The organism is Kribbella sp. NPDC043289, from assembly GCF_056436705.1.
This window is the reverse complement of sequence record NZ_JBWKCB010000001.1, coordinates 2296046-2312414: the sequence shown is the minus strand read 5'-3', so window position 1 is coordinate 2312414 and position 16369 is coordinate 2296046. Positions and strand designations below refer to the sequence as shown.

The 16369-nt window shown below is 67.7% G+C and carries 14 protein-coding genes and 1 tRNA gene; 11 read left to right on the top strand and 4 right to left on the bottom strand.

What is annotated here, in order from left to right:
• Window positions 1-18 precede the first annotated feature (18 nt).
• Together AC0662_RS10995 and pyk are read left to right on the top strand one after the other, a co-directional pair.
• Complete coding sequence (locus AC0662_RS10995; protein WP_478299977.1) at window positions 19-1569, top strand: metallophosphoesterase family protein; 1551 nt, start codon at window positions 19-21, stop codon at window positions 1567-1569.
• Between the two features lie 99 nt (window positions 1570-1668).
• On the top strand, window positions 1669-3120 hold the full coding sequence (pyk, locus tag AC0662_RS10990; protein ID WP_452194045.1) for a pyruvate kinase: 1452 nt from the start codon (window positions 1669-1671) through the stop codon (window positions 3118-3120).
• Between the two features lie 56 nt (window positions 3121-3176).
• Here the strand turns inward: pyk and AC0662_RS10985 are convergent, their stop codons facing one another.
• Window positions 3177-3926: a helix-turn-helix domain-containing protein gene (locus AC0662_RS10985; protein ID WP_478299975.1), complete on the bottom strand. Its 750-nt coding sequence runs from the start codon at window positions 3924-3926 to the stop codon at window positions 3177-3179.
• Window positions 3927-3961: 35 nt separating this feature from the next.
• Window positions 3962-4034 (bottom strand) — tRNA-Leu (locus tag AC0662_RS10980).
• A gap of 76 nt (window positions 4035-4110) precedes the next feature.
• Here AC0662_RS10980 and AC0662_RS10975 point away from each other — a divergent pair.
• The 7 genes from AC0662_RS10975 to AC0662_RS10945 all read left to right on the top strand — a co-directional run bounded on the left by AC0662_RS10975 (window position 4111) and on the right by AC0662_RS10945 (window position 11694).
• Window positions 4111-4878 (top strand): helix-turn-helix domain-containing protein, encoded by a 768-nt coding sequence (locus AC0662_RS10975; protein WP_478299973.1) that lies wholly within the window; start codon window positions 4111-4113, stop codon window positions 4876-4878.
• A gap of 23 nt (window positions 4879-4901) precedes the next feature.
• Window positions 4902-5483 carry an ANTAR domain-containing response regulator gene (locus AC0662_RS10970; protein WP_452194039.1) on the top strand — a complete coding sequence of 194 codons (582 nt, stop codon included), beginning with the start codon at window positions 4902-4904 and terminating at the stop codon, window positions 5481-5483.
• A 181-nt stretch (window positions 5484-5664) separates the two neighbouring features.
• Window positions 5665-6906 carry a branched-chain amino acid ABC transporter substrate-binding protein gene (locus tag AC0662_RS10965; protein WP_452194037.1) on the top strand — a complete coding sequence of 414 codons (1242 nt, stop codon included), beginning with the start codon at window positions 5665-5667 and terminating at the stop codon, window positions 6904-6906.
• A gap of 84 nt (window positions 6907-6990) precedes the next feature.
• On the top strand, window positions 6991-8307 hold the full coding sequence (locus AC0662_RS10960) for a branched-chain amino acid ABC transporter permease (RefSeq protein WP_478299971.1): 1317 nt from the start codon (window positions 6991-6993) through the stop codon (window positions 8305-8307).
• Window positions 8304-10016 carry a branched-chain amino acid ABC transporter permease gene (locus AC0662_RS10955; protein ID WP_478299969.1) on the top strand — a complete coding sequence of 571 codons (1713 nt, stop codon included), beginning with the start codon at window positions 8304-8306 and terminating at the stop codon, window positions 10014-10016. The genes AC0662_RS10960 and AC0662_RS10955 overlap by 4 nt, the downstream gene beginning before the upstream one ends.
• A complete protein-coding gene (locus tag AC0662_RS10950; protein ID WP_478299967.1) occupies window positions 10013-10981 on the top strand; it encodes an ABC transporter ATP-binding protein in 969 nt (322 codons plus the stop codon). Before AC0662_RS10955 ends, AC0662_RS10950 begins: the two co-directional genes overlap by 4 nt.
• A complete protein-coding gene (locus AC0662_RS10945; RefSeq protein ID WP_452194030.1) occupies window positions 10978-11694 on the top strand; it encodes an ABC transporter ATP-binding protein in 717 nt (238 codons plus the stop codon). The genes AC0662_RS10950 and AC0662_RS10945 overlap by 4 nt, the downstream gene beginning before the upstream one ends.
• 24 nt (window positions 11695-11718) lie before the next feature.
• Here AC0662_RS10945 and AC0662_RS10940 read toward each other — a convergent pair whose 3' ends face one another.
• Window positions 11719-12459: a DUF554 domain-containing protein gene (locus tag AC0662_RS10940; RefSeq protein ID WP_478299965.1), complete on the bottom strand. Its 741-nt coding sequence runs from the start codon at window positions 12457-12459 to the stop codon at window positions 11719-11721.
• A 127-nt stretch (window positions 12460-12586) separates the two neighbouring features.
• Here AC0662_RS10940 and AC0662_RS10935 point away from each other — a divergent pair, with 127 nt between their 5' ends.
• Window positions 12587-13186: an N-acetyltransferase family protein gene (locus AC0662_RS10935; RefSeq protein WP_478299963.1), complete on the top strand. Its 600-nt coding sequence runs from the start codon at window positions 12587-12589 to the stop codon at window positions 13184-13186.
• Here the strand turns inward: AC0662_RS10935 and AC0662_RS10930 are convergent.
• Window positions 13149-13568: a hotdog fold thioesterase gene (locus AC0662_RS10930; RefSeq protein WP_452194023.1), complete on the bottom strand. Its 420-nt coding sequence runs from the start codon at window positions 13566-13568 to the stop codon at window positions 13149-13151. The genes AC0662_RS10935 and AC0662_RS10930 overlap by 38 nt on opposite strands.
• An 84-nt stretch (window positions 13569-13652) precedes the next feature.
• Between AC0662_RS10930 and polA the strand changes: the two genes are divergently transcribed.
• Window positions 13653-16367, top strand: a complete 2715-nt coding sequence (gene polA, locus AC0662_RS10925) for a DNA polymerase I (RefSeq protein WP_452194687.1) — start codon at window positions 13653-13655, stop codon at window positions 16365-16367.
• Window positions 16368-16369 lie beyond the last annotated feature (2 nt).

The window sequence follows — 16369 nt, the reverse complement described above, 5'->3', positions numbered from 1 at the left end:
GCTCGGTAGGTTGGAGCGGTGGATACGCGCCTGGTGACCAAGGCTCGGCTCCGTGCGATGGCACCGTGGGCCGGGCTCAGCCTGCTCTTCGTCCTGACCTCGGCCCTGGTCGGGCTGCTCGGATTCGTGAACGACTCCGAGCGGGTCACGATCGGCGCGCACGCGGCGACCGTGTCCCCGACGTTCGACGGGCACGCGACGCTCGACCTGGGCGCGGTGCTGCCGCGATTGCGGATTCCGGCGAAGACGCCGGCCGGTATCGGCGTCAACATCGACGTCCAGGAGACCGACGCGAGCAACCTCACGGAACTGCTCACCCGCGACACCCTGATCGCTTCCCAGCCCGACGGTGAGATCGCGCGGATCAAGCAGGTCATCCAGGAGATGGCGGTCGACAACGCGGTCGCCGGCGCCGGTACCGGACTCCTGGTCGTGGTGCTGGTCGCGACGCTCTGGACCGCCATCGGCGCCCGGCGCCGCCGCGAGCTCTGGCACCTGGTGCACCGGCACGAGCGGCGGTTCGAGCACCGGGCGATCGTGGTGCTGGTGGCGATGCTGATCACGATCGCCTCGATCTACGGACCCGGGCGGATGCGCCAGGCCGACGTACCACCGACGCAGTGGCAGCCGTTGTCCAAGTTGCTCCCCGAGTTGTCGTTCGACGATCGACTGAAGACGGTGGAGGTGGCGTCCGGGTTCTCCACCACCGGCGGCGTCGGCGTGATCCGGACGCTGGTCGAGACGTACCGCAAGTCGACCGAGCTGTACGGCCAGCTCAAGGACCGGGTGGCCGACGTCGCGCCGCAGATCCACGAGCCGGGCAAGGACGAGAAGGTCGCGCTGCTGGTCTCGGACCGGCACGACAACATCGGGATCGACGGCTTCGCGGCCGCCGTGGGGAAGGCCGGCGGCGCGAAGATCCTGATCGACGCCGGCGACGACACCTCGTCCGGCCAGAGCTGGGAAGCGTTCAGCATCAACTCGCTGAAGCAGCACTTCAAGGACTTCAAGGTGGTCTCGGTGGCCGGCAACCACGACGCCGGCGGGCACGTCGAGGAGTTCATGCGCAAGGCCGGGTTCACCGTGCTGGACAGCAAACCGGTCGAGGTCGAGGGGATCCGCTTCTTCGGCGACAGCGACCCGACGCGGACCGGGCTCGGCAGCGCGGACAGTCCGGGGGACGAGACGATCGAGCACCAGTCGAAGCGGCTCGCGGACATCGCCTGTGACCAGCCCGACAACAAGCGGATCGCGACGATGGTGGTGCACGACCCGTCGTCGTACGCCGACACCGCCGAGCGCGGGTGCGCGAGCTTGCTGGTGTCCGGTCATCTGCACCGCCAGGTCGGGCCCGAGCACAAGGTGGTCGACGGGCGCGCGGTCACGACGTACACGAACGGGACGACCGGGGGAGCGGCGTACGCCTTCGCGCTGGGCTACACGTTGCGTAAACCCGGCGAGGTCACCCTGCTCACCTACCTGAAAGGCGAGCCGGTCGGCCTCCAGACGGTCACCGCGCAGCCCGGTGGCGAGGTCACCGTCGGGGCCTACACCCCCTTGTCTTCTTGACGATTCAGGCACTGCGGTCGCTTGCCATCTACTGTTAACCGTCCAGTAATGGGGGCGGACCAGCAGGCCCAGTGGTTTGCAGGAGTAGGGTTGTGTGACGTGCGTCGCGCAAAGATCGTTTGTACGCTCGGCCCGGCTACGGCCGCCCCGGAGCGCATCACGGAACTCGTCCAAGCAGGTATGGACGTCGCAAGGCTCAACCTGAGTCACGGCGCCCATGCCGAGCATGAGCGCATCTACCAGCGGATCCGTACCGCCGCGGCGGAGACCGGGAGCAATGTCGGCATCCTGGTCGACCTGCAGGGCCCGAAGATCCGGCTGGCGGAGTTCGCCGAAGGCAAGGCAACACTGACCTACGGCGAGCGCTTCACGATCACCACCCGGGAGGTGCCTGGTGACCAGACCATCTGCGGGACGACGTACGACGGCCTGCCGGGGGACGTGAACCCGGGTGACCAGCTGCTGATCGACGACGGCCGGATCGCGCTCGTCGCCGAAGAGGTCACCGAGACCGACGTGATCTGCCGCGTCACCGTCGGCGGCCCGGTCTCCAACCACAAGGGCATCAACCTGCCCGGTGTCGCGGTCAGCGTGCCGGCGATGTCGGAGAAGGACGCCGAGGACCTGCGCTGGGCGCTGCACCTGCCGGCCGACATGATCGCGCTGTCGTTCGTGCGCGACGCCGCCGACATCCAGCTGGTGCACAAGATCATGGACGAGGAGGGTCTGCGGATCCCCGTCGTCGCAAAGATCGAGAAGCCGCAGGCGGTCGCCAACCTCGACGAGATCATCGAGGCCTTCGACGGGTTCATGGTGGCCCGCGGCGACCTCGGCGTGGAGCTCCCGCTCGAGGAGGTCCCGCTGGTCCAGAAGCTGATCATCGACCAGGCCCGGCTGAACGCGAAGCCGGTGATCGTCGCCACCCAGATGCTCGAGTCGATGATCTCCGCGCCGCGGCCGACCCGCGCCGAGGCCTCAGACGTCGCGAACGCCGTCCTCGACGGTGCCGACGCGGTCATGCTGTCCGGTGAGACCAGCGTCGGCCGGTTCCCGATCGAGACCGTCAAGACGATGGCCCGGATCGTGGAGTCGACCGAGGAGCACGGCCTCAGCCGGGTCCAGTCGATCGAGTGGGAGCCGAAGACCAAGGGCGGCGTGATCGCCCGCGCGGCCGCCGACGTGGCCGAGCGGCTGGACGCGAAGTACCTGATCGCGTTCACCCAGTCCGGCGACACCGCGCTCCGGCTCGCCCGCTACCGCACCGAGGTCCCGCTGCTCGCGTTCACCCCGGTCCCGTCGGTCAGCTCCTGGCTGAGCGTGGTGTGGGGGATCGAGACGCACATCGTCCCGACCGTCGACCACACCGACGAGATGGTCCGCCAGGTCGACCAGCGCCTCCTCGAACTCGGCAAGCTCCAGAAGGGCGACCTGGTCGTCATCGTCGCCGGCTCCCCGCCGAGCATCCCCGGCTCCACCAACGCCCTCCGGGTCCACCGCATGGGCGACGCCATCGAAGGCATAGCCCCCGCCTACCGCAGCCCCAACCCGTAACCACAAACAACTGAACCCGAGGCGGACGGTCCGCGGACCGTCCGCCTCGCGCAGGTTCAGCCCTTGGGCCCGCTGAAGGCGTCGAGCCTGCGGACTCCTTCGCGGCGGGCTACGGAGAGTGCGTTCGGCCGCGGCATCCGCCAGGGGATGCCGAGCAGATCGAGCGCCCACTGACACAGGCCCATGATGTCGGCGGACGCATTGGAGAACTGGTACCGCGGATACTCGTACCGCTTCGTCTGACCGCCGACCCTGCGCGTCGCCCAGTTGGCAACCCGGCAACCGTCCGAGTTGAACAGCCCACGCAGGAACATCCCGGGGCACTCGGCAACAATCGTTCGCTGCCAGTCCACCAAGGCGATGAGCCGCCGGTGCTTCGGCCCGGGTCCGTGCTGCGGAAAGAGACAAGGCCAGTGCTTCCAGTACGAAACGACCGAGGTGTAGCCGACCGCCTGGACCCGGTGCACCGGCCGACTCGAATGAACGGCGGTCATGACGCCGGCGGCCTCGTCGATCAGCCGCGGATACGCGTCGTCGCAGGCGATCCGAAGCGCGTAGACACCCCGCCTGTGTTCGGACAGACAGCCGTCGCCCAGATATAACCCGAGCAGATGCGAGTACGACGGGGCAGGCGGCGTCTCGTCAGCGCAGATCGGACAGTCGTTCGGACGCGGCGGGCACCGGTCGCCATCGCGCCAGTCACGCAGGGTGGATCGACTCACCCCGAGACGCTTGCTGATCGAGTTGAGACTCTCGCCCGCAGCGATCGCCGCGAGTGCGATCGCCCGCACGCGTTCGTCGTACATGAACGAAGTTTCGCGGGCGCCGCCGACACTTTCTGTGCCCTGGGTGGGATTCGAACCCACACTGGACGCTGTTTGAGAGCGCGGCCTCTGCCGTTGGGCTACCAGGGCATTCCGACGTCGAAGATCCTAGCCCATGGAGCTGCTCGACTCACAAAATGTCGGTGGGTGGCGACAGCCTGGTCCTGTGGGCCACTTCAGATCGAAGGAGACGGTTCAGTCCGCGTTGCGGATGTCGGATGACGGGGTTCCCGATCGGGTGAATGCCGAGATCCACGGCGTGGCTCTCCAGACGATCCGTACCTGGCGACGGCGGTATCAGGTTGAGGGCCGCGTCCGCGGCGACAGCGGGATGCCATGTCCGCGGTGCGACGGGGCGGAGCTGGATGAGGCGGCGTACGCCCTGCTGCTCGGCTGGTATCTCGGGGACGGATCGATCGCTCGGGCGCGGCGGGATGTCTTCACGCTGCAGATCGCCAACGACGCACGGTACACGCAGCTCAACCAGGAGATCGCCGCGACCATCAAGCGTGTCAAGGCGAACGCGAGCCCCTGCCTGCGGAAGGGCCGTGGAGTAATCCTGGTCGAGGCGCGGTGGAAGCACTGGCCGTGTGTGTTTCCGCAGCACGGGCCTGGGCGGAAGCATCTGCGGAAGATCGAGTTGGCGGACTGGCAGCTGGCGATCGTTGCCAAGTTCCCCCAACAGCTGCTGCGTGGGCTCTTCCACTCGGACGGGTGCCGGTTCGTGAACTGGGCCAGCAAGCCGGGCCGGGAGAAGCGGTACTACTACGTGCGGTACCAGTTCTCGAATGAGTCGGATGACATCCGCAGGATCCTCACGGACGCGCTGGACCTGCTCGGGATCGCCTGGAAGCAGCCGCGGCGGAATGTGATCGCAGTCAGTCGCAAGGAAGCTGTCGGCGCGCTGGAATCGTTCGTGGGACCGAAGAGCTGATCCGATGTCGATAAGGTGTCGGTGTGACTGCTAAGCGTGTGGTGATCGCTGAGGACGAGGCGTTGATCCGGATGGATCTGGCCGAGATGCTCGCGGAAGAGGGGTATGACGTCGTCGGGCAGGCCGGCGACGGCGAGGAAGCGATTCGGCTGGCGATCGAGCAGCGGCCGGACCTGGTGATCCTCGACGTGAAGATGCCGAAGCTGGACGGGCTGAGTGCCGCCGAGAAGATCGCGGGGGAGCGGATCGCGCCGGTGCTGATGCTGACCGCGTTCTCGCAGCGTGAGCTGGTCGAGCGGGCCCGGGACGCCGGCGCCATGGCGTACCTGGTGAAACCGTTCTCCAAGGCCGACCTGCTGCCCGCGATCGAGATCGCCGCGTCCCGGTACGTCGAGCTCGCGGAGCTGGAGCGTGAGGTCGCGGACCTGGCGGACCGGCTGGAGACCCGCAAGCTGGTCGACCGGGCGAAGTCGATCCTGCAGACCAAGTTCGGGCTGTCCGAACCGGACTCGTTCCGGTGGATCCAGAAAACCGCCATGGATAAAAGAGTTTCGATGCGCCAGGTCGCGCAGTTGGTGGTTGACGAGGCGGGCAGTAGCGACTGAATCACTCTCTGCTCACCACGGCTGAGCGGGCGTACAGCAACCAAGTGAACCCATGCTGCTTACCGCTGTAACGACCTCACAACACACGTTCCGTGACATCGCTTGAAGGACTGCCCGAGGTCTAACCTGCGGGTGCTCGCGGCAAACGCGAGAGTCCGGGGATTTGCCGGACTATCCAGACATGGGAGGAACAGTGCACCAGCGTTCCGTAGTACGGGTCGGCGCGTCGCTGATCGTTGCGTCGTTGGCCCTGACTGCCTGCGGTTCACGCAGTGGCAACGACTCCGGGGGGAGCTCCGGAGGGTCGACGAAGACTGCCAAGATCGGCGTCATCGCACCGCTGTCCGGAGACTTGTCGGCCCTGGGTCTGGGTATCCAGCACTCCGTCGAGCTGGCCGTGAAGCAGGCCAACGACTCCAACGCGATCCCGGGCTGGAAGCTCGAGGTCGTGCCGAAGGACGACGAGGGGAAGCCGGACCCCGGTAAGAATGGCGCCACCGCGCTGGCCGGCGACAAGGACGTCATCGGCGTCGTCGGCACGCTGAACACCAGCGTCAGCCAGCAGGTCCAGCCGGTGCTCGCCTCGGCGAAGATCGTCCAGGTCTCGCCGGCCAACACCGGCCCGGGCCTGACCCAGGGCGCCAACTGGCAGACCGACCCGAAGCGGCCGTACCCGACGTACTTCCGCACCTGCACCACCGACGCGGTGCAGGGTCCGTTCGCGGCCCGGTACCTCTACGAGACGGCGAAGATCACCAAGGTCGCCACGATCCACGACAAGAAGGCCTACGGTCAGGGCCTGGTCGGCACCTTCACCGAGGAGTTCAAGAAGCTGGGTGGTCAGGTCGTCGCGGCCCAGACCATCAACCCGGACGACTCGAACTACCAGGCCGTGATCTCGTCGATCAAGCCGTCCGGCCCGCAGGCGGTCTACTACGGCGGTGAGTACCCGCAGGCCGGTCCGCTCTCGCAGCAGATGAAGGCCGCCGGTCTGAACGTCCCGCTGATGGGCGGCGACGGCATCTACGACCCGAAGTACATCACGCTGGCCGGTAAGACCAGCGACAACGACCTGGCCACCTCGGTCGGTGCGCCGGTCGACACTCTGGAGTCGGCGAAGAAGTTCGTCTCCGACTACAACGCGGCGGGCTACAAGGACCCGTACGCGGCGTACGGCGGCTACTCGTTCGACGCGGCCAACGCGATCATCAACGCGCTGAAGGTCTCGCTGAAGGACGCGAAGGACGTCGAGTCGGCGCGCCAGGCGACGGTCGATGCCATGAGCAAGGTTTCGTTCGACGGCGTGACCGGCAAGGTCGCCTTCGACCAGTACGGCGACACCACCTCGAAGGTGCTCACCGTCTACAAGGTTGCCGGCGGCAAGTGGGCCACCGTCGAGACCAAGGCGTTCGAGACCAAGTAAGCAAAGTCGACCTCATGTCTCGGGGGTGGGAGCGATCCTCCCACCCCCGTGGCGTGTCATAACTGAGGCAGATGGGAGGTCGACGTGGACCAGTTCTTCCAGCAGCTCGTCAACGGGCTGACCTTGGGCTCGCTGTATGCCCTGATCGCGGTGGGTTACACCGTCGTCTACGGCATCGTGCAGCTCATCAACTTCGCCCACGGCGAGGTCTTCATGATCGGTGCGTTCGGCGCACTGACGACGTACCTGTTGTTCTTCGACGGCAAGACCAACCTGTGGATCCTGCCGATCATGATCATCGGCGCGATCATCGCCTCGGTCGGCACGGCCGTGGCGATGGAACGTGTCGCGTACCGTCCCCTGCGGAACGCGCCACGACTCGCGCCGCTGATCACTGCGATCGGCATCTCGGTCTTCCTGCAGGAGTTCGTCCGGCTGTTCTACGAACGGCCGGGCTGGACGCTGTTCGCCTTCGCCGGTATGGCGATCGGCCTTGGCTACTGGGTCGGCGCGACGGTGTCCAAAGCACCCCTGGATCACCCGGTGACCAAGTGGTACGACCGAGCCCCGCTGCTCGGCGCCGTGCTCGGCGCGGTCGGTCTCTGGGTGGTGGTGCGGCTGGTCAACAACGACGTCAGCGTCGTGCTGGCAGTCGGCGTGCTGATCGTCGGCGCAGCTGTCGGTACGGGGATCGGCTGGCTGGCTGGTCTGGCGGTACGGCGGCAGGCGCGCACCGAGATCAACATCCGGGCGATCGCGGCGGCGGCGGCCACCGCGTCAGCCGGGGCGGTGCTGGGCTGGATCCTGTTCGAGAAGCTGATCAGCAGCATCACCTGGCCGAGTGCGAAGCAGCGCATCCCGTTCCCGCAGATCGATGTGGTGACCGGCACCGCCTTCGACGTCGGCGGGGTGACGATCCAGCGGTCGGCGATCTTCACCATGGCAGCGCTGGCGATCTGCTCCGCCCTGCTGTGGTACTTCATCAACCGGACCCGTCTCGGCCGCGGCATGCAGGCCGTCTCGCAGGACCCGGACACGGCCCGGCTGATGGGTATCAACGTGGACCGGATCATCGTGGTCGCGTTCGCGCTCGGTGCGGTGCTGGCGGCGATCGCCGGCGTCTCGCAGGGCCTGCAGAACAACAACATCGAGTTCCGGATGGGCTTCCTGGCCGGTCTGAAGGCGTTCACCGCGGCGGTGCTCGGTGGCATCGGCAACGTCTTCGGCGCTGTCGTCGGCGGCCTCGTCCTCGGCGTCATCGAGGCGATGGCCACTCAGTACATCCCAGGTCAGTTCGGCGGCAGTACCTGGAAGGACGTCTGGGCCTTCGTGATCCTGATTCTGGTACTGGTGTTCAGGCCCCAGGGCCTGCTCGGCGCGCGGGTGGTGGATCGGGCATGAAGGATCTGAAGACACCTCCGGCGGAGCCGGAAACCGCGGCTGAACCGCACGCCAACCCGATCGCCTGGCCGCTGGGCCTGGCCGGCGTGGCGCTCGTCATCGTCGGCTCGTTCCTGTCGTGGAGTTACGACAGCACGATCCTCGGCGACCTGTCGATCAACTTCTACCCGGGTGGCCTGCAGATCCTGGCGATCATCATGGCCCTGTTCGCGCTGGTCCTACTGCTGGTCGAGAAGGGCCCGCTGACCAGGGTGGGCGCGTGGCTGGACGCGACCGCCGGACTGCGGGCGCTCGGCGTGACGCTCACGCTCTACATGCTGCTGGTCCTGATCGCCATCTCGGCCGATTCCGGCGGCCTGATCAACGTGAACCCCGGCGGGTACGTCACGTTGGTCGGTGCCGTGCTGATCGTGGTCAGCTCGCGGATGCTGCCGCTGCGGCAGTTGCGCGACATGAGCGAGGCGAAGCTGCCGGCCTGGGTCGAGATCCTCGCGATCGCGGTGCTGATGGGCTCGGTGCTGTTCGTCGCGGCGTACGCGCTCGGGTTGGAGGACGCGTGGTCGTTCATCCTCTGCCTGGTCTTCGTCGCCGCCATGGCGGTCGCGCTGTTCCGGACCGGTGCGCTGACCTGGGTCGGCCACGTCTCGCAGCGGCAGCGAAAGGTGCTCACGCTGTCGGCGTTCTTGGTGGCCTTCCTGTTCCCGTTCACGCAGGGCGGTTCGGACGCGAACATGTCGATCGCCACCCAGGTGCTGGTCTTCGCGGCCACCGCGATGGGCCTGAACATCGTCGTCGGTCTGGCGGGTCTGCTCGACCTCGGCTACATCGCCTTCCTCGGGTCCGGCGCGTACGTGGCGGCCACGATGTCGACCTCGGCGTTCGCCACCGTCGGCTGGAAGCCGCCGTTCCTGGTGGTGATGCTGATCGGCGCCGGCGTGGCGGCGACCTTGGGTCTGATCATCGGTACGCCGACTCTGCGGGTCTCCGGTGACTACCTGGCCATCGTCACCCTGGGCTTCGGTGAGATCTTCCGGTTCTCGATGTTCAACCTGGACGGCAACAACGGCCCGAACCTGACCAACGGCCCGAACGGTGTCCCCGGCATCCCGGACCTGGAGATCGGCGGCTTCAACTTCGGCGACGTGCACACGGTCGCCGGGATCGAGCTCGGCCGGTTCTCGAACTACTACTTCCTGCTGCTGGTCCTGACCGGCTTCGTCATCCTGGTCTTCTCCCGGCTGAACAACAGCCGGATCGGCCGGGGCTGGGTGGCGATCCGGGAGGACGAGAAGGCGGCCGAGGCGATGGGCGTGAACACGTTCGGCCTTAAGCTGCTCGCGTTCGCGATCGGCGCCTTCCTGGCCGGCCTGGCCGGCACCATCAAGGCCCACCAGGACGGCGCGGTCAGCCCGGACCAGTACATCTTCCTGGAGTCGGCGTTCCTGCTCGCCGCGATCGTGCTCGGTGGTATGGGCACCATCGCCGGTGTGTTGCTGGGGGCAACGATCCTGAAGCTGCTGCCGGAGAAGCTGCGGTTCTTCTCGGAGTACCGGCTGCTGTTGTTCGGCCTGCTGCTGGTGCTGATGATGCGGTTCCGGCCGGAGGGCCTGGTTGCGAACCGACGCCGCCAGCTGGAGTTCCACGAGGAGGACGAGGTGTTGGCGGTCGAGATCGACGAGGAGCACCTGTTGGTCGAGGAGGCGACATGACCGTCACCGAAACGAACCGGGCACCGGCCCGGCCGGGCGGCGCCGCGGTGCTGGAGGCCACTGGCGTGACCATGCGGTTCGGTGGTCTGCTGGCGGTCAACGATGTGAACCTGACCGTTCACGAAGGCGAGATCGTCGGCCTGATCGGCCCGAACGGGGCCGGCAAGACGACCTTCTTCAACTGCCTCACGGGCCTCTACAAGCCGACCAGCGGTCAGGTCCGGTTCGCCGGTGCTCCACGGAAGCCGCCCCGGGCGCCGAAGCGGCGCAAGGACGGCACGGTCGGCGTGGAGGCGGTACCGGTGCAGCCGCTCGCCGCGCTGACGCCGTTGCCGCCGAAGCCACGGGCGGTGGTGCGCGCCGGGATGGCGCGGACGTTCCAGAACATCCGGCTGTTCGCCAACATGACTGCGCTCGAGAACGTGATGGTCGGCCGGTACTGCCGGACCAGTTCCGGCGCACTCACCTCGGTCTTGCGCGGACCGAAGTTCCGTCGCGAGGAAGCGGCCAGTCGGGCGCGGGGCCAGGAACTGCTCGAGTTCGTCGGTCTCGGCCGGTCGACCGAGCACCTGGCCCGGAACATGCCGTACGGCGACCAGCGCCGGCTCGAGATCGCGCGGGCGCTGGCCACCGACCCGAAGCTCATCCTGCTGGACGAGCCGACGGCCGGTATGAACCCGCAGGAGACCCGGCAGGCGATGGACCTGATCTTCAAGATCCGGGACTCCGGGCTGTCGGTCGTGGTGATCGAGCACGACATGCGGTTCATCTTCAACCTGTGCGACCGGGTGCTCTGCCTGGTCCAGGGGCAGGCCCTGATCGAGGGCACCCCGGAGGAGGTGCAGTCCGACCCGCGGGTGATCGAGGCCTACATCGGCACCGGCGAGGACGACGAGGACGACGTCGAGGTCGAGGACGCCCACGTCCAGGACACCACCGTCGCCGACGAGGAGGGCCGCCCGTGAGTGCCATGCTCGAGGTCAAGGACCTGGAAGTTGCCTACGGCAAGATCGTTGCGGTGAAGAAGATCAGCTTCAGCGTCGAGCAGGGGCAGGTGGTGTCGCTGATCGGCACCAACGGCGCCGGCAAGACCACCACGCTGAAGACGATCTCCGGTCTGCTCCGGCCGACCGGCGGTGAGATCTGGTTCCAGGGTGAGCGGATCGACCACGTGGCGGCGCACGACATCGTCACCCGGGGTCTGGCGCACTCGCCCGAGGGACGACGGATCTTCCCGCGGCTGTCGGTCGAGGAGAACCTGATGCTGGGTGCGTTCACGCGTCGCGATCCCGCGGGCGTGCGGACCGACCTGCAGTCGGCGTACGACTTGTTCCCGATCCTGGGGGAGCGGCGCAAGCAGCCGGCCGGGACGTTCTCCGGTGGTGAGCAGCAGATGCTGGCGATGGGCCGGGCGATGATGAGCCGGCCGAAGCTGCTGATGCTGGACGAGCCGTCGATGGGTCTGTCGCCGATCATGATGAAGCGGATCATGTCGACGGTGACCGAGCTCCAGAAGCAGGGGACGACGATCCTGCTGGTCGAGCAGAACGCCCAGGCGGCGCTGAAGCGCGCCGACTTCGGGTACGTGCTCGAGGTCGGGAAGATCGTGCTGTCCGGCACCGGCCGGGACCTGCTGGTCAACGACGAGGTCCGCAAGGCCTACCTCGGCGAGGACTGAGATCTCACACGCAGTGCTGCTGGTTCAGTTGCGGATGACAACGAGCAACTGAACCAGCAGCGGCGCGACGATCAGCGCCGGCAGCAGGTCGGCGACGGCGACCTGCTTGAGCTTCAGCAGCCGCAGCGCGACACCGATCAGCATGACGCCGCCGGTGGCGCCGAGCGCAGTCACATGCGCGTCCGGCAGTACGTCGCCCAGCAGCGCGCCGACCGCGGTCATCGAACCCTGGACCACCAGCACCACCAGCGCCGACGCGGCGACTCCCCAGCCGAACGACGCGGCGAACGCGATCGACGTGAACCCGTCCAGGACCGCCTTCAGGTACAGCTGGTCCGCTCCGCGCCCGAGGCCGTCGGAGAGCGAGCCGAGGAACGTCAGCGGCCCGACGCAGAACACCATCGACGCCGAGACGAAGCCCTCGACGAACGTGCTCCGCCCCTCGCCGCGGTCGAACCGGCGCTGCATCCAGCCGCCGAAACCCTCCAGCCGTTCCTCGATCCGCAGCAGCGAGCCGATGATCCCGCCGATCAGCATCGCGCCGAGCACGATCAGGATCGGCGCGCTGTCGCCGACCGCGGCGCTCAGCGCCCGGTCGCTCACGGTGAGGGCCGACGAGATCGCGATCAGCAGCGTGACCAGGCCGATCGCGTCGGTGACCAGGTCCCTGGTGCGGTGACTGAGGCGGTGCCCGACGAGTACGCCGAGTACCGAGCCGATGAGCACCGTCGCGACGTTCACGACGGTGCCGATTCCGATGAACAACCTGGTCCCTCCGGACAGCTGTGGTCAGCTTTGCATGTGACCCCCGACGGCCTACTGTTGCGCGAGGACGAGCGTATCGGCCCGTCTGTTCACCTCGGGGGTGGACCTGAGCGGGAGGTTCGCTGTGGTGGCAGCCGTCGAGGTGCGGGACGCCCAGCCGGGGGATGCCGGCGCCCTGGTCACTTTGTGGCGCGAGCTGACCACCGCAGGATTGCCGTCCCGGCTCCCGGCTCCACCGTCGGAGGCGGCCGCGGCGGTTGCCGTCAGCAAACACCTGGGCGATCCGCTCGGCCGGCTGCTGATCGGCGAGCTCGACGGCCAGGTGCACGCAATGGCGTACCTACGCCGTACCTCGGTGAGCCCGCTGCACGAGGACACCACGGTCACCGTCGAGTACCTGCACGTCAGTGACGCCGCCCGTCGGCACGGTGTGGGCAAGGCGCTGATCGCGGAGGCGGTCGCGTGGGCCGAGCACGAGAACTGCGCTCATCTGGCCGTCGTCGCGCCCGCGAGCGCCCGCGAGGCGAACCGATTTCTGGCCCGTCTCGGTCTCGGGCAGGCCGGCGTACTGCGGTATGCGAACACGCACACGGTGCGTCGCCGACTGGCGTCCGAGCAGCCGCCGAACCTGTTGGCCCTGCTCTCGTCGCGACGTTCCGCCGTGGCCCGGCGCGCGCAGCTCGGCGCGGTCAGCTCCCCGGCGGAGCCTGAATCAGCTGGCAAGTGATCCGCGCGGTGCAGACCCGCTTGTCCCGCTCGTCGGTGACGACCACCTCGTACGACGTCGTGGTCCGGCCGAGGTAGATCGGGGTCGCCACGCCGGTCACCACGCCCTCGCGGACCGCGCGGTGGTGGGTGGCGTTGATGTCGACACCGACCGCGACCTTCCCGTACGTCGCCGCGTGCAGCGCGGACCCGATCGAGCCCAGGCTCTCCGCCAGCACGCAGGACGCGCCACCGTGGAGCAGACCGTAAGGCTGGGTGTTGCCCTTGACCGGCATCGTTGCTACGACCCGCTCCGGCGCGGCTTCGCTGACAACGATTCCCATGACCTGGAGGAGCGTCCCCTCCATGCTCATGCCGGGGCCGAGGTTCGATTCATCAGTCACGGGAGCAGAGTACGCGGCTGTGACAGAACTGTCGGTGGGAACCACTAGAGTCGGGTTGTGGCTCCAGAAACGGATACGACGACGATGACAGCTCCGTCCACAGGGGACACCGCGGCCCCGGGCACCGGGCGGCCGCGGATCCTGCTGCTGGACGGGCACTCGCTGGCCTACCGGGCGTTCTACGCGCTCCCGGTGGAGAACTTCTCCACTACGACCGGTCAGCACACCAACGCGGTGTACGGGTTCACCTCGATGCTGATCAACATGCTCCGCGACGAGCAGCCCACCCACATCTGTGTCGCGTTCGACGTCTCCCGCAAGACCTTCCGCACCGAGCAGTACGCGGAGTACAAGGCCGGCCGGTCGAAGTCGCCGGACGAGTTCAGCGGGCAGATCTCGCTGGTCAAGGAGGTGCTGGAGGCACTCCGGATCCCGACCACGGAGATCGACGGCTGGGAGGCCGACGACATCATCGCGACGCTCGCGACCCAGGCCGACGAGCAGGGTTTCGAGGTGCTGATCAGCTCCGGTGACCGGGACTCCTTCCAGCTGATCAACGAGAACGTCACGGTGCTCTACCCGAAGCGCGGCGTGTCCGAGATCGCCCGGATGGACCCGGCCGCGATCGAGGAGAAGTACGGCGTCGGCCCGCGGCTGTATCCGGACCTCGCGGCGCTGGTAGGGGAGCAGAGCGACAACCTGCCGGGCGTTCCCGGGGTCGGTCCGAAGACGGCGGCGAAGTGGCTGAACCAGTTCGGCTCGCTGAACGACGTGGTCGACCGGGTGAACGAGATCAAGGGCAAGGCCGGCGAGTCGCTGCGTGAGCACCTCGCCGACGTGATCCGGAACCGGCAGATCAACGAGCTGGTCCGCGACCTGAGCTTGGATGTCACGGTCGACGACCTGGCCCGCACGCCGTGGGACCGGGACAAGGTGCACACGCTGTTCGACAGCCTCGAGTTCCGGGTGCTGCGGGAGCGGCTGGTCGCCGAGCACGAGGAAGTCGACGCGACCGTCGACCACGGCTTCGACCTGGACGGCACGCAGTTGAAGCCGGGCGAGGTGGCGGCCTGGCTCAAGGAGCATGTGAGCGGCGACGAGCGGGTCGGCGTGGCGGTGCAGGGCAGCTGGGGCGGCGGCACCGGTCAGATCACCGGGCTGGCGCTGGCGAAGACGTCCGGCGCGGCGGCCTGGTTCGACCCGACCACGATGACCCCCGACGACGAGTCGGCCTGGCAGGCCTGGCTCGCCGACGAGAAGCACCCGAAGGCGCTGCACGACGCGAAGGGTCCGCTGCTCGGCTTCCTGGAGCGCGGCTGGACCCTCGGCGGCCTCAGCTCCGACACCCAGCTCAGCGCGTACCTGGTTCGTCCGGACCAGCGTGCCTACGACCTCGCCGACCTGACCGTGCGGTACCTCAAGCGCGAGCTGCGCAACGAGGAGGCGGACAACGGCCAGCTCAGCTTCGACGACGTCGAGGGCGGCCCGGCCGCCGACCACACGATGCTGCGTGCCCGTGCGATCGCCGATCTCGCCGACACCCTGGACGCCGAGCTCGAGAAGCAGGCCGGTACGGCGCTGCTCGCGGATGTCGAGCTGCCGCTGATCCAGGTGATCGCCTCGATGGAGCGCGACGGGATCGCGGTCGACCGGCCGTACCTGCAGGAGCTCGAGGAGCGGTTCGCGACCGGCGTGCGCGAGGCGGCCACCGCGGCGTACGAGGTGATCGGGAAGGAGATCAACCTCGGGTCGCCGAAGCAGCTGCAGGTGGTGCTGTTCGACGAGTTGCAGATGCCGAAGACCAAGCGGACCAAGACCGGTTACACCACGGACGCGGACTCGCTGCAGGCGCTGTTCGAGAAGACCGAGCACCCGTTCCTGGCGTACCTGCTGGCGCACCGGGACGCGACCCGGTTGCGGCAGACGGTGGAAGGGCTGCTGAAGACGATCAGCCCGAAGGACGGCCGGATCCACACCACGTTCAACCAGACGATCGCGGCGACCGGCCGGCTGAGCTCCACCGAGCCGAACCTGCAGAACATCCCGATCCGCACCGAGGAGGGCCGCCGGATCCGGCAGGCGTTCGTGGTCGGCGAGGGCAACGAGTCGCTGATGTCGGCGGACTACAGCCAGATCGAGATGCGGATCATGGCGCACGTGTCGAAGGACGAGGGTCTGATCGCCGCGTTCAACTCCGGGATGGACTTCCACTCGGTGACCGCGTCCCGGGTGTTCTCGGTCGAGCCGTCCGACGTGACCCAGGAGCAGCGCGCCAAGATCAAGGCGATGAACTACGGGCTCGCGTACGGCCTCTCGGCGTACGGGCTGAGTCAGCAGCTGAAGATCGGCGTCGACGAGGCCAAGGGCCTGATGGACGAGTACTTCGAGGGCTTCGGCGGGGTCCGGGACTACCTGCGGTCGATCGTCATCGACGCCGGGAAGACGGGTTACACCGAGACGATCCTGGGCCGCCGGCGCTACCTGCCGGACCTGACGAGCGACAACCGGCAGCGGCGCGAGATGGCCGAGCGGATGGCGCTGAACGCCCCGATCCAGGGCTCGGCCGCCGACGTGATCAAGATGGCGATGCTCAAGGTCGACAGTTCGCTGCGCGGCTCCGGCCTGAAGTCCCGGATGCTGCTCCAGGTCCACGACGAACTCGTCTTCGAGATCGCGCCCGGCGAGCGGGAGGCGCTGGAGGAGCTGGTCCGCCACGACATGGGCCACGCGGTCGACATGGCCGTCCCGCTGGACGTCTCGGTCGGCGTGGGCCGCACCTGGCACGAGGCCGCTCACTAGCA

Excerpts from the sequence above, each read along its gene's own strand:
- AC0662_RS10950 (WP_478299967.1), top strand. The coding sequence starts at position 10,013 with ATGACCGTCACCGAAACGAACCGGGCACCGGCCCGGCCGGGCGGCGCC.
- AC0662_RS10965 (WP_452194037.1), top strand. The coding sequence starts at position 5,665 with ATGGGAGGAACAGTGCACCAGCGTTCCGTAGTACGGGTCGGCGCGTCG.
- AC0662_RS10985 (WP_478299975.1), bottom strand. The coding sequence starts at position 3,926 with ATGTACGACGAACGCGTGCGGGCGATCGCACTCGCGGCGATCGCTGCG.
- AC0662_RS10955 (WP_478299969.1), top strand. The coding sequence starts at position 8,304 with ATGAAGGATCTGAAGACACCTCCGGCGGAGCCGGAAACCGCGGCTGAA.
- polA (WP_452194687.1), top strand. The coding sequence starts at position 13,653 with ATGACAGCTCCGTCCACAGGGGACACCGCGGCCCCGGGCACCGGGCGG.